Origin of the sequence: Curtobacterium sp. BNK-1, from assembly GCF_048685235.1 — a bacterium.
Classification (GTDB): domain Bacteria; phylum Pseudomonadota; class Gammaproteobacteria; order Enterobacterales; family Enterobacteriaceae; genus Pantoea; species Pantoea agglomerans.
Window position 1 is genome coordinate 92,728 of the sequence record NZ_JBLQTJ010000004.1, and the last position, 20,913, is coordinate 113,640.

24 protein-coding genes are annotated in these 20,913 nt (G+C 56.3%); 9 read left to right on the forward strand and 15 right to left on the reverse strand.

From position 1 onward, the window contains the following. From ACMGGP_RS20855 to ACMGGP_RS20865, 3 genes are all read right to left on the reverse strand, one after another. On the reverse strand, positions 1-330 hold the full coding sequence (locus ACMGGP_RS20855; protein ID WP_498798835.1) for a DHCW motif cupin fold protein: 330 nt from the start codon (positions 328-330) through the stop codon (positions 1-3). Between the two features lie 33 nt (positions 331-363). Further along, positions 364-1,056 (reverse strand): aspartate/glutamate racemase family protein, encoded by a 693-nt coding sequence (locus ACMGGP_RS20860; protein ID WP_346464258.1) that lies wholly within the window; start codon positions 1,054-1,056, stop codon positions 364-366. A gap of 67 nt (positions 1,057-1,123) precedes the next feature. Further along, positions 1,124-2,284: an MFS transporter gene (locus ACMGGP_RS20865; protein WP_498798836.1), complete on the reverse strand. Its 1,161-nt coding sequence runs from the start codon at positions 2,282-2,284 to the stop codon at positions 1,124-1,126. A 134-nt stretch (positions 2,285-2,418) separates the two neighbouring features. Here ACMGGP_RS20865 and ACMGGP_RS20870 point away from each other — a divergent pair, with 134 nt between their 5' ends. After that, entirely contained in the window at positions 2,419-2,925 is a 507-nt protein-coding gene (locus ACMGGP_RS20870; RefSeq protein WP_010670568.1) for a MarR family winged helix-turn-helix transcriptional regulator, read from the forward strand. 5 nt (positions 2,926-2,930) lie between these two features. On the opposite strand, the gene ACMGGP_RS20875 is transcribed toward ACMGGP_RS20870, so the two are convergent. After that, positions 2,931-3,533: a helix-turn-helix domain-containing protein gene (locus ACMGGP_RS20875; protein WP_010246868.1), complete on the reverse strand. Its 603-nt coding sequence runs from the start codon at positions 3,531-3,533 to the stop codon at positions 2,931-2,933. A gap of 43 nt (positions 3,534-3,576) precedes the next feature. On the opposite strand from ACMGGP_RS20875, the gene ACMGGP_RS20880 reads away from it, so the two are divergent. Continuing rightward, positions 3,577-4,272, forward strand: a complete 696-nt coding sequence (locus tag ACMGGP_RS20880; protein WP_132499224.1) for a B3/B4 domain-containing protein — start codon at positions 3,577-3,579, stop codon at positions 4,270-4,272. A gap of 115 nt (positions 4,273-4,387) precedes the next feature. Then, positions 4,388-4,708 (forward strand): hypothetical protein, encoded by a 321-nt coding sequence (locus ACMGGP_RS20885; protein ID WP_498798837.1) that lies wholly within the window; start codon positions 4,388-4,390, stop codon positions 4,706-4,708. A gap of 294 nt (positions 4,709-5,002) precedes the next feature. Here ACMGGP_RS20885 and ACMGGP_RS20890 read toward each other — a convergent pair whose 3' ends face one another. Both ACMGGP_RS20890 and ACMGGP_RS20895 read right to left on the reverse strand, forming a co-directional pair. Next, complete coding sequence (locus ACMGGP_RS20890; RefSeq protein WP_010246865.1) at positions 5,003-5,341, reverse strand: type II toxin-antitoxin system RelE/ParE family toxin; 339 nt, start codon at positions 5,339-5,341, stop codon at positions 5,003-5,005. A 14-nt stretch (positions 5,342-5,355) separates the two neighbouring features. Continuing rightward, positions 5,356-5,631, reverse strand: a complete 276-nt coding sequence (locus ACMGGP_RS20895; protein WP_010246864.1) for a hypothetical protein — start codon at positions 5,629-5,631, stop codon at positions 5,356-5,358. Between the two features lie 456 nt (positions 5,632-6,087). Here ACMGGP_RS20895 and ACMGGP_RS20900 point away from each other — a divergent pair, with 456 nt between their 5' ends. Then, positions 6,088-6,459, forward strand: coding sequence for a RidA family protein (locus tag ACMGGP_RS20900; protein WP_498798838.1), 372 nt, complete (start codon positions 6,088-6,090; stop codon positions 6,457-6,459). A gap of 25 nt (positions 6,460-6,484) precedes the next feature. Here the strand turns inward: ACMGGP_RS20900 and ACMGGP_RS20905 are convergent, their stop codons facing one another. From ACMGGP_RS20905 to ACMGGP_RS20915, 3 genes are read right to left on the reverse strand one after another with little or no spacing between them, the layout of a single operon-like run. Then, positions 6,485-7,012 (reverse strand): DUF4865 family protein, encoded by a 528-nt coding sequence (locus ACMGGP_RS20905; protein ID WP_498798839.1) that lies wholly within the window; start codon positions 7,010-7,012, stop codon positions 6,485-6,487. Further along, positions 7,009-7,398, reverse strand: coding sequence for a tautomerase family protein (locus ACMGGP_RS20910; RefSeq protein WP_187496423.1), 390 nt, complete (start codon positions 7,396-7,398; stop codon positions 7,009-7,011). Before ACMGGP_RS20910 ends, ACMGGP_RS20905 begins: the two co-directional genes overlap by 4 nt. Beyond that, positions 7,398-7,703 (reverse strand): carboxymuconolactone decarboxylase family protein, encoded by a 306-nt coding sequence (locus tag ACMGGP_RS20915; protein ID WP_010246860.1) that lies wholly within the window; start codon positions 7,701-7,703, stop codon positions 7,398-7,400. Before ACMGGP_RS20915 ends, ACMGGP_RS20910 begins: the two co-directional genes overlap by 1 nt. Before the next feature lie 96 nt (positions 7,704-7,799). Between ACMGGP_RS20915 and ACMGGP_RS20920 the strand changes: the two genes are divergently transcribed. Beyond that, positions 7,800-8,681: a LysR substrate-binding domain-containing protein gene (locus ACMGGP_RS20920; RefSeq protein WP_033779946.1), complete on the forward strand. Its 882-nt coding sequence runs from the start codon at positions 7,800-7,802 to the stop codon at positions 8,679-8,681. Here the strand turns inward: ACMGGP_RS20920 and ACMGGP_RS20925 are convergent. From ACMGGP_RS20925 to ACMGGP_RS20935, 3 genes are all read right to left on the reverse strand, one after another. Continuing rightward, on the reverse strand, positions 8,668-9,234 hold the full coding sequence (locus ACMGGP_RS20925; protein WP_137241048.1) for a TetR/AcrR family transcriptional regulator: 567 nt from the start codon (positions 9,232-9,234) through the stop codon (positions 8,668-8,670). The two genes, ACMGGP_RS20920 and ACMGGP_RS20925, sit on opposite strands and share 14 nt — an antisense overlap. A 127-nt stretch (positions 9,235-9,361) precedes the next feature. Beyond that, entirely contained in the window at positions 9,362-9,493 is a 132-nt protein-coding gene (locus ACMGGP_RS20930; protein WP_022624561.1) for a hypothetical protein, read from the reverse strand. Positions 9,494-9,636: 143 nt separating this feature from the next. Beyond that, complete coding sequence (locus ACMGGP_RS20935) at positions 9,637-10,188, reverse strand: GNAT family N-acetyltransferase (protein ID WP_498798840.1); 552 nt, start codon at positions 10,186-10,188, stop codon at positions 9,637-9,639. 407 nt (positions 10,189-10,595) lie between these two features. Here ACMGGP_RS20935 and ACMGGP_RS20940 point away from each other — a divergent pair, with 407 nt between their 5' ends. Further along, positions 10,596-11,213: a pyridoxamine 5'-phosphate oxidase family protein gene (locus tag ACMGGP_RS20940; RefSeq protein ID WP_498798841.1), complete on the forward strand. Its 618-nt coding sequence runs from the start codon at positions 10,596-10,598 to the stop codon at positions 11,211-11,213. A 123-nt stretch (positions 11,214-11,336) separates the two neighbouring features. On the opposite strand, the gene ACMGGP_RS20945 is transcribed toward ACMGGP_RS20940, so the two are convergent. Both ACMGGP_RS20945 and ACMGGP_RS20950 read right to left on the reverse strand, forming a co-directional pair. Next, positions 11,337-11,732, reverse strand: coding sequence for a VOC family protein (locus ACMGGP_RS20945; RefSeq protein ID WP_498798842.1), 396 nt, complete (start codon positions 11,730-11,732; stop codon positions 11,337-11,339). 166 nt (positions 11,733-11,898) lie between these two features. Continuing rightward, positions 11,899-12,906: a hypothetical protein gene (locus tag ACMGGP_RS20950; RefSeq protein WP_062759005.1), complete on the reverse strand. Its 1,008-nt coding sequence runs from the start codon at positions 12,904-12,906 to the stop codon at positions 11,899-11,901. A 309-nt stretch (positions 12,907-13,215) separates the two neighbouring features. Between ACMGGP_RS20950 and ACMGGP_RS20955 the strand changes: the two genes are divergently transcribed. Continuing rightward, positions 13,216-14,406 carry an MFS transporter gene (locus ACMGGP_RS20955; protein ID WP_498798843.1) on the forward strand — a complete coding sequence of 397 codons (1,191 nt, stop codon included), beginning with the start codon at positions 13,216-13,218 and terminating at the stop codon, positions 14,404-14,406. Positions 14,407-14,515: 109 nt separating this feature from the next. Then, positions 14,516-19,042 (forward strand): ATP-dependent helicase, encoded by a 4,527-nt coding sequence (locus ACMGGP_RS20960; RefSeq protein ID WP_498798844.1) that lies wholly within the window; start codon positions 14,516-14,518, stop codon positions 19,040-19,042. Here the strand turns inward: ACMGGP_RS20960 and ACMGGP_RS20965 are convergent. Next, positions 19,007-19,954, reverse strand: a complete 948-nt coding sequence (locus ACMGGP_RS20965; protein WP_061703309.1) for a LysR family transcriptional regulator — start codon at positions 19,952-19,954, stop codon at positions 19,007-19,009. The genes ACMGGP_RS20960 and ACMGGP_RS20965 overlap by 36 nt on opposite strands. 95 nt (positions 19,955-20,049) lie before the next feature. Here ACMGGP_RS20965 and ACMGGP_RS20970 point away from each other — a divergent pair, with 95 nt between their 5' ends. Beyond that, positions 20,050-20,904: an aldo/keto reductase family oxidoreductase gene (locus ACMGGP_RS20970; RefSeq protein ID WP_498798845.1), complete on the forward strand. Its 855-nt coding sequence runs from the start codon at positions 20,050-20,052 to the stop codon at positions 20,902-20,904. Positions 20,905-20,913: the final 9 nt, after the last annotated feature.

Sequence of the window (20,913 nt, forward strand, 5' to 3'; positions counted from 1 at the left end):
TCAGTCAACGATGAAGAGTTGCGCGCCTGTGGACGTAAAGGAGCGATGTGGTTCAGCATCGTCCGCCACCTGATAGCTGACGCCCGGTGTCAGCACGAAACGGCGACCATCTGCCAGTTCAGTGTGCAACTCACCCGCCATGCACAGCAAAATATGGCCCTTTGTGCACCAGTGATCGGCGACATAGCCTGGTGAATAGTCGACCATCCGCACCCGGATATCGTTAAACTTCACGGTTCGCCAGGTCGCCTGCCCCTGGTCGCCGGGATGAATCGTCTCTTCAATCTGATCCCACCGGGTCAGGCCAAACGGCAGATTTTCAATTTTCATGCGATTCCCTCAAGGTTAAGTGCAGGATAAACGTCAGGCCAGCGCCTGGGTAACGGCCTCTTCCGCGTGGATAAGCGTGGTATCAAACAGTGGCACGCTGGCATCCGTGGCATCCACCAGCAGTGTGATTTCGGTGCAGCCGAGAATAATGGCCTCCGCCCCCTGCGCAACCAGCTGCTGCATGATCTCCCCATAACGGCGACGCGACGCGGGATTGATCTCGCCCAGACAGAGCTCGTGGTAAATCACCTCATGCACAAAAATCCGATCCTCTCTATCCGGCGTGATCACCTCAAGACCAAACTGCTGCTGAAGTCGCCCGCGATAGAAATCCTGTTCCATGGTGAATCGCGTCGCCAGTAATCCGACCTTACGCACCCCGGCCTGCTGAATGCGCCGTCCGGTGGCGTCGGCGATATGCAGCAGCGGGATGCCCGTTGCGGCGCTGATTTGTGTTGCCACTTTATGCATGGTGTTGGTACAGAGTACGATGAACTGCGCGCCAGCCCGTTCCAGATTGCGTGCCGCTTCAGCCAGTATCTCTCCCGCCTGCTGCCAATCGCCCGCGGCCTGTAGCTGCTCAATGCGCTGAAAATCCACGCTATAGAGCACCAGCTCCGCCGAGTGCAGGCCGCCCAGCCGCTGTTTAACCTGCTGATTGAGAATACGGTAATAAAGCGCGGTAGACTCCCACGACATACCGCCTAACAGACCAATGACTTTCACAATGCACTCCGGGTTCAGGGGTTTTATTCCAGCATGCCAGATCGACATTGATCGGCAACGGCTTTGTTCAGTTGATACTGTTCTGAGGTCTGAAGCGTCGGGCAATCACCATCAACAGCACCACGCCAGCGCTCATGATCAGCCAGGCCTGGGTCATTGACGTGCCGCTATCACGCACCCAGCCTGCCAGCAGCGGCATCAGAGCCGCAATCAGATATCCGCCTCCCTGCACGCGTGACAGCAGAATGCCCGCCTCTCTGGCACTGCGCGCATGATCCAGCGTGACAATCAGCGACAGCGGAAAGAGCGCTCCGATGCCCGTACCCAGTAACAGTGAAGAGAGTATCGGCATCGTGCCCGGGTAAAAGACCAGACTCAGCAGCCCCAGCAGCAACAGGGCCAGCACGCCGAGCAGCAGCGGACGGCGATCGGGAAAGCGATGTAACGTCGCCGAGACGATGAATCCTGCCACCACTTCGGTTAACGTCAGCGCGGCGAGCAGATAGCCACTGTGGCGAGCACTCCAGCCCAGTTGAATATAGAATGGCGGCAGCCAGGCCAGCACCAGCGTATAAGCACCCGTGCCAATGCCGAAAAAGAGCATCAGCAACAGGGTACGCCGCACAGGCAGCGTCGCTGCATCAGAGGCCACGCTCACCTGCGGCGATCGTCTGACTAAAGTCAGCCAGATCAGCAGTGTGACCAGCGTTAACCCGCCGGAAAGCGCCAGCGCGGGTTGCAGGCCCAGCCATGAAAACAGCGGGTCGGCACCGGCAGCAGTCAGTGCCGCGCCCGCCATAATGCCCGTGCTGAACAGCGCCATCAGCGTCGCCGCGGCCTCAGCAAAGCGTTGCCGGATCAGAGCGGGCATCAGCGCCTGTATCACGCCAATTCCTGCGCCCCCCGCCAGCGCGGTGAGCAGCAGCTGAGAGGGAGTAAGCGTAACCCCGCGCCACAGGCAGGCAAACGTCAGACAGAGCAAACCGGCGGCGATTCCCTTTACCGGCCCGATGCGGGCGATCAGCCACGGGCCAGAGAGTGCGGCCAGGCCCATCATCGCCACCGGCAACGTGGTCAGCAGACTGAACGTCGTCGCCGACAACCCGGCCTGCAGTTGCAACACCGGGAACAGCGGGCCGATAATCGCCAGCATTGGGCGCAGGTTCAGCCCGATAAGAAAAGCGATCACGGCAAACAGAATGGGGAACAACACCTTATTTTTCATCATCGACGCCTTAACAGAGGATTGGCGATGACAGCAACGGGCTGCCAACATTTATCTTAACGTTAAGATAAATTCCCCCCGGTGTTAAGAGGCTGCGCACAACCCGACAACATAACCACAATATTTAAAGGTGATTTATGCATGACCATATTGATTTCGTTGTCAGTCAGTGGGACGACGCGATGCCCGATCTCGACGCCTCTTCAATGCGGATCTTCGGCAGGGTGCTGCGTCTGATGAAACATCTGGCGAAAGCGCGCAGTCAGGCACTGGAGCCTTTTGGTTTTCAGGAGGGAGAATTTGATGTGCTGGCGACATTGCGACGGGCGGGATCGCCTTTTCGCCTGTCGCCCACCCAGCTCTACCAGGCGCTGCTGGTGACGTCCGGTGCGATGACAAATCGTCTGAACCGGCTGGAGCAGCAGCATCTGATTGAGCGTATTGCCGCGCCAGAGGATAAGCGCAGCATGCTGGTCGGGCTGACGCCGCACGGGCAGCAGCAGATTGAGCATGCACTCCGCGTCCATACCGCTACGCAGGAGGCGGTGCTGGCACCGCTTGGCGCTTCAGAGCGTGCCGAACTGGAAAGGTTGCTGAAAACGCTGCTGCTGGCGTGTCCAGGCGAAGCGACCGCCGCAGAATAGCGCCGTCAGCGCTGCAGTTCGGCCACTGTCATGGTGAAGATAACCGGCAGGTGATCGGCACTGGCATAGGCATGCGGCATATCGGTTCGCGCTACGGCTGCACAGCCCTGCTGCACCACCAGGGTCTGCTCACCCACCGTTAAGGCGAGCGTGCCCTGCTCGACATGCAACAGTTCGAGTGTGCCTGAGGAGTGACCGGTTGAACGGAAAGCTTCGCCCGCAAACATCTGCCAGCGCCAGAGCTCGATCATATCCGGCCCACGGGTTCCCGCCAGCAGCTGCGCATAACCGCCCTGCTCGCCCTGCCACAGCCGGGGCATTTCGCTGTTCTCAATCAGCCAGACGTCAGGCGCATGCGAAACGTTGACGATGTCTGCCACCGAGACGCCCAGTGCGGCAGCCACTTTACAGAGAATGGCAATGCTGGGGTTAGCGGCGCCCTTTTCGATCTCCACCAGCATGCCTTTACTGACGCCAGCCCGGCGCGATAACTCATCCAGCGAGAGTTTCTGACTTTTACGCCAGCTTTTGATGCTGTCCGAAATAGCCTGATTGACACTGGCGACATCGGCACCCGCATCGGTCGTTATATTGACTTTTTTGGTCATCAGTCATTACTATGAAATAAATTAGTCACTGAGAGAGTATCCGATGTTATCTGTTCACCCGTCAATCGATCCTGCTGTTTTCGCGCTCGCTCCCGCCTTTCGTGCCATGAGTATTGTGGTGGAAGCCACACCGATTACCCGACCAGACGTTGCCAGCGATGCACTGAAAAGCGCATGCCAGCAGGTGTTAAATGATGATGCGACGTGGGCAGACGCGCATCTCGCCGCCTGGGCTGAGGTATTTAAAGCCTTTGGTGCCAAAGCGAAACGTACACCCTGTTCGGCAGAAGCATTGCGTAAGCGTGTGCTGCGGGATGGCGCATTGCCTGCCATCGATCCGGTTGTCGATCTCTATAACGCCATCAGCATTCGTTATGCGCTGCCGGTCGGAGGTGAAAATATCGAGGCCTATGCTGGCGAGCCACGCCTGGTGATAGCTGACGGCAGTGAACGTTTCGATACCGTTAAAGAGGGCGAGGTGGTTTATGAGTCGCCGGAACCGGGCGAAGTGATCTGGCGCGACGATCAGGGCGTGACCTGTCGCCGCTGGAACTGGCGTCAGGGTGTAAGAACCCGACTGGATGCCAGTGCGCAGCAGATGTGGTTCATTCTGGAAAGTCTGCCCGCTATGCCGCTCTCCGCGCTGCAACAGGCCAGCGACGATCTGGTTTCGGGATTACAGCAGATGATGCCGGGTGCGCAAATCAGTACGACGCTGATTGAAGCGCCAGCAAACTGAACATTGCCTCAACAGCGGCTGAACAAGGTTAACGGTGAGCGGAAACTGTGGCAGGATACGCGCCCTGCGTCTGGCCATACCCGGCTGACTTAACGGCACTCAACCGGTGACTAAAATGGCTAAAGTAAAATATATCCTGCCCCTGCTGCTGATCCTCGCCCTGACCGCCTGGTGGTTTATCCCACAGGACAGTGAGGAAGATAAGGCGTATTACGTCGCGGTGTTCTGCGCGATTGATCATGATAGTAAGCAGCCCCTCGACCGGCAGATGCAGAACGTCATTGAAGGCGGCAACTCTGATTATGCGCTGCAAAAAATCACTTATAAACCGGGGCTGGGCAGCAGCGTGATTGCTCGCTGGCAGCAACTGACACCTGATGAGCAACAGCACGCCGTGCAGGATAACCTCGCCTGCCAGCAATTGCTGAAACGCTGATTTCTGACGGGCGTGTTCATATCGTTATTCATATGATTTCGCGCTGGTCATCATTATGGCCGCGCCCGTCCTGGCTTATCCCTACGCATCTGAAATTACCGTGTTTTTTGTCTACGACTTACAGGTAAGCGGGCTTATGAATCCCTGATAACCTGATGCCGGAAGAATATGGGCTTATGGCTGAGAATCCGCAAATCTCAAAAATTGAGTGAAACTAAAACGGGGATGCTGACAGTGGCACTTACGTTCATAAGCTTTCATTATGCAAAAGCCCGCATTAGCGGGCCCTGAGCGTCATTTCAGTATGTTGTATCTGTAGAGCAAATTTCCGAAATCCTGTTTCATGCTAACGAAAAGAAGAATCTGGATAGTATTGTCCACGAAATCGTACAGAACACGATACTCTCCTTCAACATCAAGACGTTCGCGTAACAAAAGCCCGCGCTCTGAAAGATAAGCATTGTAGCGATACCTTTCAGGATCCTGACTGATATTGTCGACTGAATCCATGAGTAGATTATCGACAAATGCAGCCGCTTGCTGCGCCCCAACTGTTCCGCTCTTATAGGACTCAATGTCCTTGAGACACTGTTCAGCCAGAGGCGCGATTACCAGCTGATATTGTTCTGACACTCCAAGCCTCTCTATTATTTTCTTGCGGCACGTAACCTTCCCAGAACGTCTTCAGGGGTCATGCCTTTGCCATCAGCGACTTCCTTTTTAGCTTGCAAGGCCAGCTTGAAAAGGGCGTTTATGTTTCTTTCCTGCTCGATCTCTCTAATCTCAGCCTGACGCTCAGCAGCAGTCTGGATGAAGAGTTCAGAGACGCCGTTTTTTGTTACGTATACTCCTCCTTCGAAGGCGGCAGCATTTCCGAGACTGTCTCTGGCAAGCTTCTGGGACATGGTTTGATTTGAGTTCATACATGATTTCCGATTAGACAGGACGGGTAAAATCAAAGGGATTGCCGGTAGAGCCATCCAGATTTCATCGTTGATTAAAAAATTTCACAGACCGTAAGATTTGAACTGCCCCTCTCTTTTCCGAGGGTCATAGGATGAATATAACCTACGAGTGAAATCGTGTACATATTTATCCACCCTATCCACGTTACTGAATCTGGATGGCAAGGCATCGTCCTGATAGGTTTAAAATCAGAAGGTAGTCATGCTATTCAATGTATTGTATATAGCACGCAACACAGGATCGGCGTTGATGTCTGAAATCGACTGAAATCGTCAAAAGATCGCCTTAACCACCAGCAATCACCTCTTCTGCCTGTTGCCGATTTGTTAACACAACCCGCTATCGACTCTCAGCCTGCTTTAATGCCAGTAGCCTGTATGGTATGAAATCACTTAAAAGAGGAAAATATGACGATGCCAGAACGCAAAAATTATCCGCAACTGGGCGAAGTAAAAGCGCCTTATGTCCACGCAGTGAAACATGGCGTGACGCTGTATGTCTCTGGGCTGACCGCTTTCGGTACGGCGGCTCAGCAGGGAGATATGGCTGAACAGGCAGAGGCTATTTTTGATCAACTCAGGGCGGTTGCCGCGGCTGAGCATACGTCGCTCGCAGCGCTGCTGAAGGTCACGATATTCATCACCTCTTTCACAGAGATCACCGCGCTGCGGGAAGTGCTTTATCGCAACTACGGCGAGCATCTGCCCGCCAGCTCGCTGGTACAGGTCAGCGGACTTTTCTCCGCTGACCTGCGCATAGAGATAGAAGCCATTTTTGCCCTGTGAGTAGAAAGCAGCGACATTCCCGATGCTAGAGTTGCAGATCCGCGGCGGCTGCACCCCGTGCCAGATAACCGATCCGATAGACTTCCTGCTCGCCAGCGGGGCGCTGGTGTGAAGCGTTAACGTCTACTCCCTGCCAGCGGCTCACATCCCAGGCGCTGATCCCTGTTGTTACCGGCAGTGTCGTAAGGTCTGAATGCGGTGGAATCGACCAGCGGTTCAGCGTTATAAAGCGGGCATCGGCCAGATCCGGCATGTGGGTCTGCCCCTCAAGCGCCAGCCAGCTTTCGATGATCGGCCAGCCAAAATCCCTGACCAGCGTCGCAAAGCCAGGACTTTGCAGGAAACGCTGCATACCACTCGCCTCCCGCCAGAAATAGAGCGGCGCATAACGGTTTTCATTCTGTCCGTCATCATCACGGCAGGTGTAGAGATACGCCTTGGCCACCAGCCCTGGAAAGCCATCAAGCCGGGCTCCGTTCAGACTGATGCGCTGTTCGATGATGCCCATGTCGTAGTCAGCGGGCAGGGTAAAACGGTAGTGCATGATAATCATAACGCCTCCTGTGCCAGCATCCGGCCGCCGCTAAAGCTCCACTCTTCGGTGCTGTTAAACTGAATGATGATCATCACGTCGTCAGGATCGATCGCCATCTCCGCCTGAAGCGTCGTACAGAGTGAATGATAAAACTGCTGCTTCTGTTGTCGGGTTCGCGGTCGGCCTGCTGTCACCTGAAACAGCACGAAATTATCGCTACGCCCGCCGCTGAGATAGTGACGATCAAATACCCGCTGTCCGGCGGGCAGCATCTCAATCACCTGAAAGCAATCATGCTCAGGAACGTCAAATTCTGCGACCAGCGCCTGCTGAAGCAGCGTGGAGATCTGATGCAGAGCCGCCTCGCTGTAGCCCTGACGCAGGGTAATTCGGGTATAGGGCATCAGTGATTATCCTCCAGATAACCCAGCGCGGTGACGGCGGCGGGCCAGCCTGCGTAAAACGCCAGATGGGTGAAGCTCTCCACCAGCTCATCCTGCGTCAGTCCATTTTGCCGGGCGAAATCGATGTGCCACGGCAGCTGCTGGACCCGCCCCAGCGCGGTTAACGTTGCCAGCGTCAGCAGGCTGCGTTCACGCGGTGACAGCAGTTCGCGCTGCCAGATATCGCCAAACAGCACCTGCTGTGTCAGTTCGGCTAGTTTTGGCGCGCGCTGCGCCAGTGTTTCCCGATCAAGCGATTTTTTCATTGCACACTCCTCAGTGGTGAGACAGAGTGTCACTCAGGCCTTCAATCCTGAAAATCAAATTAATCAGCTCTTACCATCCATAATTACAGGACAATAATGAACAAGGTACCGGAGTCCCTCGATATGGATGCGCTGCGCAGTTTCGTCGCGGGCATTGATGCCGGCAGCTTTGCCCTGGCGGCACAGCATCTGTGTCGGTCTGCCTCGGCCGTCAGTGCGCAGCTTAAGAAACTTGAGCAGCAATGCGGCACGGCGCTGGTGATGAAAAAAGGGCGGCATGTGCAGCTGACCCGCAGCGGTGAACAGCTGATGAGTTACGCCAGACGCCTGCTGTCGCTGAACGATGAGACATTGCGGGCAGTGAAAGGCGAAGCGTTACAGGGCGAAATACGCATCGGGATGCAGGAGGATTTTGGCGAGGCATTGATGCCGGACATTCTCGGCGCGTTCAACCGGCAGCATCCGGAGGTGATGCTGACCGCACGCGTCGACAGAAATCTGCCGCTGCTTACGGCGCTGGCCCGTCATGAGCTGGATCTGGCGCTGCTGTGGCAGGCAGAGCAGCAGGCTGGCACGCAGTTAATTGGTCAGTGTCCGTTAGCCTGGATACAGCATCCGGCGTTTGATCTGGCGGGATATCTGCAGCGCGGCGAGCCGCTGCCGCTGGTGGCATTCGATGCGCCGTGTGTCATGCGATCGCGCGCCATCGAGGCGCTGGATAAGGCAGGTATTCCGTGGCGGGTAGTGTTCACCAGCCACAGTCTTAGCGGGATCTGGGCGGCATTACAGGCCGGGCTGGGCATCACCCTGCGCACCCGCGCCGGGTTGCCGGAGACGCTGGTGATTGAATCACACCGGCTGCCAATGCCCGGCTATCTGGGTATCGCGCTCGCCCGCTCAGATCAGGGTGACGATCCGGCGCGAGCACTCTTGCAGCATCTGATCACGCAAGCCGCCCTGCCCTTTATTCAGCGCTGACTGCTGTCTGAAGTGCCCGCTGAACCAGAGACGAACAGTATTCTGCTGAGATGTCGCGGTCACCGAACAGAATATGAAACATCACCGGCGCCACGACCACATCGATGATGCGATCAACGTCAAAACCTGATTCGCCGCGTGCCTCAGCCCGACTTTTCAGTGTTTCAAGATGCTGATAGGTAAACCCACAGCATTTCTGGCTCGCCACTTCAGCCTGACTTCCTATCACATCAGCCAGAAGCTCACGACCGACTTTGGACGACATCTCTTCAGCATACTGCTGGATGAACGCGGTAAGATCGCCGGCCGTCGATCCGGTATCTTCCGGTTCTGCAATGGGCCGCATCCGTGCCACGGCCACATCCGCCAGCAACTGGGACAGATCGCCCCAGCGCCGATAGATCGTGGAAGGTGTCACACCCGCCTGTTCGGCGATCATCGGCACTGTAATAGCTGAACGATCAAGCGTTTCAAGCAAGCGGTTAACGGTATTATGCACTTCCGCCTGAATACGTGCGCTGCGCCCACCCTGCCGAATCATCTCCCTCGCCATCTCTTTCTCCCGCTTTTATCAGCCTGAACGTCATGGTTAAAGCAACGAAGTTGCATTAACAGATACCGGCAGTGTACCGCATCTCAGGCTGAGCAGGCGCTAATGTGTGCTATCGGGCGATTGAGAATCAAGGCTGCAGCTTACTCAGGACAGATTTAACCGGCTCGGCGGTGAGACGTGACGAACGGTTATCTGATGCGCCTATCCATAAAAGACTGACTGCCATAACTGCTGAAATAAAAATTGTACGAATATCCATAAAGCCTCCCCCTGATTAAGATGGCTAAAGTAATCCACACAGCGGAGTATTAATCGCGGGATAAGAGAGGGTTTAAAGGGACCTGGTGCGAAAAGGTGGCGCAGATTTCGCCACGCCTGAATCACAAACGGGAAAGATCAAACTTATTCGGTAACGATGTTGCCAGCCGCAAGCCAGTCACGTCGTGTCAGGGTGTACATCAGGCTGGGAGGCAACCCCTCAGGATCGTCGACCTTTTTCAAAAAGGTCAGGCCCGCTTTTTCCAGTACCCGCCGCGAAGCCAGATGGTTTTCGCGCGTCACACCCGTAATGATGCTCAGCCCGGCCTCTTCGAATCCGTAGCGAATGGCTCTGCGGGAAAGCTCGGTGGCATACCCTTTTCCCCAGGCAGCAGGCTCAAACCGGTAACCGAGATTATTCGTCTGACGACCGTCAAACTGGCTTCTGAAAACGCCCCCAAAGCCAATGATTTTATCCGGATGGGCTTTCTCAAATATCGTCCAGTCGCCAAAACCCTGTTCCTGATAGCTCTGTAATATGCGCTCTATGGCCTGAATGGCATACGTTCTGTCGGGCCATGGACCTCGCGGGTTAAATTTATGCGTTTCGGGGTCGCCATAAATTCTGAAGAGGTCGTCAAGATCCTCGCGAAGAGTATATCTACAGAGCAGCCGCTCTGATTCCCAAACCATCATGCGCTCCTTTTGGGTGCTGAATAAGCAATCTTTACTCTTTATATCAGCAACTTCTGCTGTCACCAACTCTGTTAATACGCTTAACGAACGGCGGCTAATTTCAGTGCACAAGTCGCGGTTTTCGTGCTCATCTGATTGCAGAATATGGACCTCTCATCAGAGGCTGTCACTACGTTGTGTTGTGCTTCTGATATTGGTAAAGGGTGGAAAGAGGTTGCCGCCCCAGGTAATAAGCTGTTTTAGCGGCGGGAAGACGGGTTCACCTGGGGCGATTGCCATAAAGGGTGGCGCACGGGTTCTGAATACGCTGCATGGGTGTTAAAGTGCTGCTTAAACTGGCGCGTCGGGTCTGTGTAGTCTCACCTTCAGCGTTATGAGGATCTGAATAGTGAAAGGAAAGTGCAAAAATGTCTGAACAGAGCAGCATTATCACTGAACTTACCGAACTTGAAGGTCTTTACGGCACGGTCGCCCGGCCCTCTGTCGCTAAAGAGACGGATCATATTCATCCCGCCTATCGTCCGTTTATCGCCGCCTCGCCTTTTGTGGCGCTGGCAACGTCGGGGGCTGAGGGACTGGATGTTTCACCGCGCGGCGATCCGGCCGGATTTATCGAAATCGAAGATGACAAGACCCTGTTATTACCCGACAGACGCGGCAATAACCGCATCGACAGCCTGCGCAACATTCTGCATGACAATCGGGTAGCGCTGCTTTTTCTCATCCCTGGCATTGGCGAGACGTTGCGCGTGAACGGCACAGCGGCGATCAGCACCGACCCGGCGCTGCTTGAGCGCTTTGCCATCAACAATCAGCTGCCAAAAACCGTATTGCGCATCACTGTGGAGAGCGTTTTCTTTCAGTGCAGCCGGGCGATTATTCGCTCCGGATTATGGGATGCCGAAACGCAGATCTCACGGCAGTCGCTGCCCAGCACCGGTTCGATCCTCAAACAGATTGCAGAGATTGATGGCGATGCCTACGACAAAGCGCTGCCTGAGCGATTGAAGAACTCACTTTATTAATCGCCGTTCAGGGCCTGGAGGCTTAACTTCCTCCAGCGTGCTGATGAGTGAAGTACTTATACTTTCGGAGCGGAGATCACAGTGCGCCTGCAGTCACGCCTCTAAGCGCAAACTGCGATAGCGTTACGCAAAGCTCTCCAGTATCTGCTTTGCATGCAGGTAGTCGTAAGAGGTCACTTCAATTTTATTATTACTGAGATCGCTGAAATAGACGGACATCGACACGTCGTGGTCACTGACGCTGAAAGGGATTTTATTCTTACGGAGTACAGGCATAAGTTCGTTGAAAGATGAGGCTGCCACCCCGAAAGCCACCGTATGGCCTGGTGGCTGAGATTTTCGCAGGAAAAGAGAGAGTGATGCCCTGTTATTTCTTATGACCAGCGGCCCACCCTGTTCAAACCAGAAGTACAGGGAAGGGTCGCGTTCAAAGCCCAGGATCTCGTTGTACCACTTTTCTGCCTGTTCAATATTTTCAACGTAGAGATGGATATGATCGATCTCAGCTATCTTCATCATCTGGCTCCCTGATTGTTATTAACAGTGAGACTCGCCGAAACATTATTGATAAACAACCCGAAAAGCACATGACAACATGAAATTTACCATGATTCTTTATGGCGGACAGAGATTACCCTAAAGGCTCCTGCGACAATCATATTGCTTAGCTTGTTTAATTAAAGCCTCACTTATCCTTTTTTAAGCAGACCAGTGCAAACCTTCCTCGTTCCGCTACAGATTCTGATATATCGGAAGCCAGTTGAGTGGCCATGGAAAAGGCTTCATCACATATATTTTCTAATTCTTTAATCAGCATTTCTCCGGCTATACGCCGTACCATCGGTGAGCGGTCAAGTATGGCCATCCTTAAGATATCAATAAAAGGCCTGGAAACGGCTATTGTTTTTTCATTTAAAACAGGTACACGCCGTCGTACGCCAAAGGCTTTATCAATCCACTTCCATTCCATCCCCTCGGACCAGATAATTTTGCCTTCGAACAGGCAGCGGTACGCCTTCGCACGCAGTGAGGGCTGAATGGAGGATTCAGCAATCTCAGACAGAAAATTATCTAATACTGACGTGCGTCCTGCTTGGGTAAAGACAGTTGCAGCAGGCCCCGAAGAAGTGCAGATAAGTCTTTTTTTCAGAGAGGCAGTGACGTTCTCCATTGAAATAATGTCTGTGAGTACCTCGTGTTCCTTCTCACCCGCTCTTCCCCATGAGGTCCAATAGGGAAGCGTTATAAACAAGACATCCACGATAACTTCCGGGTCAGAAGCTGCTGCGATTGAGGGAAGTGCTTCACGGGCGGCTTCTCTCACCTGAGGAACCCAATCATTTAACCTTCTGACGGCTAAGGCAAATAAAAAACTGTTGGGTGCACCAACTGATAATGTTCGTAATGCGCGTTCCCGCCGAAAACCATCTGCATGACATAAGTCCATCCACCTGAGAGAACCCACCTGCTGGATCTCAGCACCTGTCCGTTTATAACCTGATGTATAAAAAGATGAGTCAATCTGCCAGCGTATTAATCGCTCCCAGTCATCAAGACTTTTCAATGGCAGTTGTGACGTTGCAGCCACGAAAGCTGATATATCAGGCCGTATTCTCTGATAAAAAATATCGAAGGTGAGTGATTTTTTGACTGCTTCAGTAACTTCCTGTTTAAGGCTTTCCTGCAATAGCATGCGCCCTTTTCCCCAAATTAAATTTATAAAGGTTTGAGCTTATCTATAAAGTCACGGTGGCCCAAAGTCAACGTGCCTCTGCCAGCACATGAACTCCCGTCAGTAGAGGGTCAGTACATCAAATATCCTGATAAAAGGCTTGCCTCTGTCAAAAAGCAGACGTAACACCTTGAAGAGCTCTCACCGTTACAAACTCTCAGACACGCCTTCAGCCCCACCGCAATAAACGTTAAAGCAAAGATATTGCATTAAGGTTCAGATAGCCGTATACCTTATTAAAAGCTAATACTTTGCATTAAGGTGATTTCCATGAACCCCACATTGACGCCTCAGGCTGCTGCCCGCACCACGCTTTTCAGTTTTACCGGTGCGGCGCTGATCTCCGCCACCAGCAGTGCGCCAACGCCGCTCTACCCACTTTATCGCAGCCTGTTCCATCTGACGCCGACCATGCTGACGTTGATCTTTGGCGCCTATGCTTTCGCGTTGCTGGCCGCGCTGCTGACGGTGGGTAAAGTGTCCGACTATACCGGCCGCCGTCCGCTGATGCTGCTGGCGCTGGCGATCAATGCGATCGCGCTGGTGATCTTTATGACTGCCGGTTCTGCGGCGACCTTAATCGCCGCCCGGCTGGTGCAGGGCTTTGCTACCGGTATTGCCTTGCCGACCTTTGGTGCCAGCCTGATTGACGCCAGTAAAACCCGTGGGCCACTGCTGAACTCATTCACCGCCTTTCTGGGGATGACGCTGGGCACGCTGGCGGGCGGCATACTGGTCACCTTTGCGCCCTTTCCCACGGTGACGCTCTATGCGCTGCTGCTGCTCCTGATGCTGGTTGCCATGGCGCTGTTGCCGCTGATACCAGAAACCATTGCGCCTCAGCCGGGTGTTCTGGCCGCACTGCGACCTCAGGTCAGCATACCGCGACGCGCGCTGGGCCCGCTGTTAATGGTGACGCCGGTTAACATCGCAACCTGGATGCTGGGCGGATTTTACCTTTCACTGATGCCCTCAATGGTGGCGAACGCAACCGGCCTGACATCGCCTTTTATCGGCGGCTCGATTGTGGCGACGCTGATGCTGAGCGCAACGGCAGCAGTATTTCTCTTTCGCCCGTTACCGCCTGCGCGGGCATTAGTTATCGGTACGCTGATGCTGATAGCGGGCGTCAGCGTCACGCTTGCGGGCCTTTCTCTGCACAGCGTGGCCTGGCTCTATCTCGGCACTGCCATTGCGGGTCAGGGATTTGGATCGATTTTCTCCAGCGTGCTGAAGATCATTATGCAGTTAGCTGAAAGTCATGAACGCGCCGGACTGTTCTCCGCCTTTTTGATCAAAAGCTATCTCGCCTTTGCCCTCCCTGCGATTGCCGCCGGAATGGCAGCGCCGCATATCGGGCTGAACCAGACCGCCTGGTTCTATGGCATGACTATTATCGTGCTGGCACTGGTGTCGCTGCTGGCGATCAGAGGTCGCGCTTTAGCCGGAGCGGCCAGTTAATAAACCCGCCCGACGCGGCCAGATATCTGCCGCGTCATCCACAAACGGCAATTTTCACTTACACTCAACGGATTAATTTCAGGCGCAGTTGCTGCGTGATACCGTGAGTATGATGTCGAAATCCCAATCTGATGCGGTTTTAGCCCGGTTTTCATCCGCCACACGACGCTGGTTTTCTGCCACCTTTGCTGCACCCACGCCGGTGCAGCAGGCGGCATGGCAGGCGATAGCCAGCGGAGGGCATGCGCTGGTGATCGCCCCGACCGGTTCAGGGAAGACGCTGGCGGCTTTCCTCACCGCCATCGACACGCTGTTTCAGTTCCGAACCGCGCAGCCCTCACCTGCACGTGAAACGACCACCCGCATACTCTATATTTCACCGGTTAAAGCGCTGGCCGCGGACGTACAGCGCAACCTTAATCTGCCGCTGGCAGGCGTTTACGCTGAGCGGCAGGCGCTGAATGAGCCAGAGATCACTCTGAATATCGGAATGCGATCCGGCGATACGCCCGATGCAGAGCGCGCCAGGCTGGTGCGCCGCCCGCCCGATATCCTGATCACTACACCCGAGTCACTGTTTCTGATGCTGACCTCAAAAGCGCGAACGACACTACAGGGCGTGGCCACGGTCATCGTCGATGAGGTGCATGCGGTGGCGGGAACAAAGCGGGGTTCCCAGCTGGCGCTGAGCCTGGAGCGGCTGGATGCGCTGCTGCCACAGCCCGCCCAGCGTATCGGGCTTTCCGCCACGGTACGACCGGTTGAGCGGGTGGCCGCCTTCCTTGGCGGCTGTCAGCCCGTTCAGGTCGTTAATCCGGCCGCCGATCGGACGCTGCACCTGACCATCGAGGTTCCGGTCGAAGATATGACCGATATCGCCAGCCCCGATGACCTGACCGGTGAAGCCACCTCTGCCAGCGGTTCGATCTGGCCGCACATTGAAGCGCGCATTCTGCAGCAGGTCATGTCCCATCGCGCCACGCTGGTGTTTGTGAATTCGCGTGGCCTGGCGGAAAAGCTGACTGCGCGGCTCAATGCGCGTTATCTGGCGCAGCAGACAGCCGCTGGCGATCGGGATGCAGAACCGGACGACAGTGATGATCTTATTGCCCGCTCGCACCACGGGTCCGTCTCGAAGGAGCAGCGAGGCGAGATTGAAGCCGCACTGAAGCTGGGCAGACTGCGCTGCGTAGTGGCGACTTCCAGTCTGGAACTTGGCATTGATATGGGACCGGTGGATCTGGTGATCCAGGTGGGCGCACCGCTTTCAGTCGCCAGCGCACTGCAGCGCGTGGGACGCGCCGGACATCAGGTTGGCGGCGTATCAACCGGTATCCTGTTTCCGCGCACCCGGCGCGATCTGCTGGATTCGGCCGTCATATTGCAGTCGATGCGTGCGGGCCAGCTCGATGCGCTGGCTCCGCCGCGTAACCCGCTCGATATTCTGGCGCAGCAAACCCTGGCGGCCGTCGCAATGGATCCCTTACAGGTCGATGATTGGTATGCGCAGGTCTGTCGGGCCGATCCGTTTCGCACTCTGTCGCGTCGGCTGTTTGATGCCACGCTCGATATGCTGGCGGGTAAGTTTCCCTCAGACGCTTTTGCTCAGCTGCGGCCGCAGCTGGTGTGGGATCGTCAGAGCGGATTGCTGACGCCGCGACCCGGCGCTCAGCATCTTGCAGTGACCAGCGGCGGCACCATTCCCGATCGCGGCATGTTCAGCGTCATCCTGCCGGAAGGCGAAGAGCAGGCTGGCTCACGTCGTGTCGGCGAACTGGATGAAGAGATGGTCTATGAGTCGCGGGTAAATGACATTATTACCCTGGGCGCAACGTCGTGGCGGATTCAGCAGATTACCCACGACCTGGTACTGGTGGTGCCTGCGCCAGGCCGTCCGGCTCGTCTGCCTTTCTGGCGCGGAGAAGGTGTGGGTCGCTCGGCCGATTCGGGTGCCAGCCTCGGGCTGTTTCTGCGTCATCTGAGTACGGCTTCACCGGTGGACGCGCAGGAGCAGTTGCGCGCGCTGGGGCTGGATGCCCGCGCAGTCACAAATCTGCTGGCTTTGCTGGCTGAACAACGCACCGCGACCGGCGTACTGCCGGACGATCGCACATTGCTGATCGAACGCTGCCGTGACGAAATCGGCGACTGGCGGGTGATCCTGCATTCGCCCTGGGGAAAGCGGGTCAATGCGCCCTGGGCGCTGGCGATTGCCGCCCGAATCCAGCAACGCCTGGGCATTGATGCTTCTGTTGCGGCCAGCGATGACGGCATCGTGGCCCGCTTTCCCGCCAGTGAGGGAGTGTTACCCGGCGCTGACCTGTTTATGTTCGACGCCGACCAGTTGACCCGGGAGATCACTGAGAGTGTCGGTCAGTCGGCGCTGTTTGCCGCCCGCTTCCGTGAATGTGCCTCACGCGCTCTGCTGCTGCCGAGGCGTAATCCGGGCAAACGTTCGCCGCTCTGGCAGCAGCGGCTGCGCGCCGGTCAATTGCTGGAAGTTGCACGACAGTATGACGATTTCCCCATCCTTATCGAAACCACACGCGAATGTCTGCAGGATGTCTACGATCTGCCTGCCCTGCACCAGCTGATGGAACAGATGGCACAGGGAAAGGTAAAGCTGGTCGAGGTGACGACCGAACAGCCCTCCCCTTTTGCCGCGCCGCTGCTGTTTGGCTATGTTGCAGAGTTTATTTACGCCAGCGACGCCCCCCTGGCAGAACGGCGCGCCTCACTGCTGGCGCTCGACAGTAACCTGCTGGGTGAGCTGCTCGGCCAGACCAGCAAGCGTGATTTGCTGGCACCTGACGTCGTTGAGCAGGTTGAACAGGAACTGCAGCGCATCGATTCCCGCTATCAGGCGCAGCACACCGAAGGCATTATCGATCTGCTGCGCGATCTTGGCCCGCTCCCGGTTGCCGGTATTGCGGCACGTTTCAGTGGCAACGCCCAGCAGATCGCGGAAGCCATAACGCAGTTCGCGGCCGCGCAGCGAATGATTACGGTCACCCTCGCTGGTGAAGAGCGCTGGGCGATCATTGAAGATGCAGCCCGCCTGCGCGATGCACTGGCCGTTGTACTGCCTGACGATCTGCCCGAAACATTTCTGGAGCCGCAGGCCGATCCGCTACGCGATCTCATTAATCGCTACGCCCGAACCCATACCCTGTTCACTGCCCGACAGCTGGCCACGTATTTTGGTCTGGGTATCGCCATTGTGAATGAGGTGCTGCTTTCCCTGCATCAGCAGGGTAACCTGCTCAATATGGGTTCGCCAGAGGGGGCATCGGAAACGGAGTGGGTTTCCACAGAGATCTTCAAACGGTTACGCTTACGTTCACTGCAATCAGCACGTGAAGCAACCCGGCCTGTTCCACCTGCCGCCTGGATCAACCTGCTGCTGGAGCGTCACGGTGTGCTTAATACGCAGCGTGAAGAGCATCAGGGGGTTAGCGGGCTGTTGCGGGTAGTTGAGCAACTTGCGGGCGTGCCGCTACCGGCCTCGCTGTGGGAGTCACAAATCCTGCGCGCCAGGATAGCCGACTATCAGCCCGCGATGCTCGATGAACTGTTAGCCAGTGGCGAGGTTACCTGGTGCGGACATAAAGCGCTGGGTCAGAATGATGGGTTGATCTCGCTGCACCTCACGGAATATGCCGCTGAAACACTGCCGGTGATTGACACCACACAGCCTCTGACGCCGACTCAGCAGGCGACTCTCGACGCCCTTAGCCGGGGTGGCTCGTGGTTTGTTCATGAGATCATGGCACAGATGGACGAGGCAGAGACGCAAACCACCGACGTTTATGCTGCCCTGTGGCAACTGGTGTGGCAAGGCTATGTCACCGCCGATAGCTGGATTGCGGTGCGTGGGCTGCTGACCACGCCAGGCGCCCCCCGTTCACGTCCCACGCGTACCCTGCGCACCCGTTTTGGTCAGCGTTTTACCCCGGGCGCACTTTCTGCACGCCGACCGGCGGTCAACACGCTGGCTGGTCGCTGGTCGCGGATTAACCGACAGGAGATTGATCCTGCCCGGCTGGCCCTGTCGCTGGTGGAAAATCTTCTCGACCGTTATGGGGTGATCAGCCGGGGTAGCGCGATATCGGAGCAGATCCCCGGAGGATTCCCGGCGTTACAGCCGGTATTACGCAGCATGGAAGATGCCGGACGGCTGCTGCGTGGCCGGTTTGTCGCTGGTGCGGGTGGCGCGCAGTTTGCCTACCATAACACCATTGAGCGGCTGCGGGAGCTGGCAGAAAAGCCGCTGACCGCGACGGTGGCGCTGGCCGCACCGGACCCGGCGAATCCATTTGGTGCGTTACTGAGCTGGCCGCTCCACGCCAGCGGCATCCGCCCGACCCGCCGTCAGGGGGGTCGCGTGGTGATTGCAGGCGGCGCGCTGGTACTCTACCTGACGCCGGGAGGCAAAGAGTTGCTGACATTCACCGACGATCCCGCGCTGCAGCAGGTCGCGGTGGCGGCGCTGGGCCTGGCACTGAAGCGTGAAAAGCCCGCGAGTTTCACGCTTGAGAAGGTAGATGGTGAACCGGTTTCGCAGTCACCGCTGCTTAACGCGTTGCGACATGCCGGATTTTCACGGGTGCCACAGGGGTTTAGCTGGTATAGCTGAGTTGTTTTCGCGCCCGTTTTTTTCGCGCACAAAGTCGATAAATGCCTGAAGCGGGGCGGGGATCAGGCGGCGATCGTTGTAATAGAGCCACGGACCGGAGAAAGTCAGCCACCAGGGTTGCAGCAGCGGTTCCAGCCTGCCGCTGTCAAGGGCTGGCCTGAGCCACTCATCAAACAGATATATCACGCCGCTTCCGGCGATGGCCGCCTCCACCGCCAGATCCATTGCGCCACCGACCGAAACCACCAGCGGCCCGCTGGTTTCAACGCTGATCTCTTCGCCCTCGTGGCTGAAGGTCCAGTCAGCCATGAGGCCGCTGGCATAACGGCCACGCAGACAGCGATGATGGATCAGGTCGCGCGGATGTTCCGGTCGGCCATGTTCTGCCAGATAAGCCGGAGAAGCCGCCAGCGCGAACCGTTGCTGTCTGGGGCCAATTGGCATCGCCACCATATCCTGCTCCAGCCGCTCATCATAACGAATCCCGGCATCACAACCGTCACGAAAGACATCCTGCACGCTGCTCTCCGCCACAATTTCCAGCCGGATGTCGGGATAACGCTGCAAAAATTCTGGCACCAGCGCGGGCAGTACCAGCCGCGTAGCACTGACCGGCACATTCAGCCGCAGCGTGCCACCAGGGGTGTTTCGGTAGCGATTCACCGCATCCAGCGCGGCGTTAACTTCATTGATCGCGGGCAGCAGACGTTCCATCAGCGCCCTGCCCGCTTCGGTTAACACCACGGTGCGGGTGGTACGGTGAAACAGACGAATACCCAGCTGTTGTTCCGCCCGTCGTACCGCATCGCTCAGGCGTGACGCATTGCTGCCGGTGACGCGTGCCGCTTCCCGAAACCCTCCCGCTTTTGCCACCGCCACGACGGCATCCAGCAGCGCCATATCGATCGCCATTGTGCATCACCCCGTACAGTCTGTCCTGATTTCACCGGATAGTTGCACAGCTGAATCACCGTTACAATTGATCTACATTCACGCAGGAGGTTTTCATGTCAAACACCACCATGACTTTTACGTTAGGCGATCGTGAAGTTAACCGTATCGGCTACGGCGCAATGCAACTGGCCGGGCCGGGCGTGTTCGGCCCGGTAAAAGATGAAGCCCGGGCAATCCAGGTTTTGCGCGATGCTGTCGCGGCAGGCGTTAATCATATCGACACCAGCGACTTTTATGGCCCGCACGAAACCAACCAGCTGATTAAAAAGGCGCTCCATCCCTATCCGCAGGATCTCTGCATTGTCACCAAAGTGGGTGCCCGCCGCGACGCCAAAGGCGGCTGGCTGGCGGCGATGGAGCCAGAGGCGCTGACGCAGGCAGTGGAAGATAACCTGCGCAACCTGGGGCTGGATGTGATTGAGGTGGTGAACCTGCGCAGTATGTTGCATCCGGCCAGGCCCAAAGAAGGCTCTCTTAAGCCACAACTGGAGGCGCTGCTGGCGTTACAGGCACGCGGACTGATTCGCCATATTGGACTGAGTAACGTTACCGCCACGCAGATCGCAGAAGCTCAGGCGATGACGCCGATTGTCTGCGTGCAGAATATGTATAACCTGGCGCATCGACAGGATGATGAGCTGGTGGATCAGCTGGCGCAGCAGGGAATTGCGTATGTGCCGTTCTTCCCGCTGGGCGGCTTCTCTCCGTTGCAGTCGGATCAGCTTAATGAAGTGGCTGCATCCCTGAATGCCACGCCGATGCAGGTCGCGCTCGCGTGGCTGCTGCGGCGATCGCCAAATATTCTGCTGATTCCAGGCACCTCTTCCCCGGAACATCTTAAAGAGAATCTTGCCAGCGACAGCCTGGAACTGTCGGATGATGTGATGGAAATGCTGAACGCTATTTAACATCAGGCC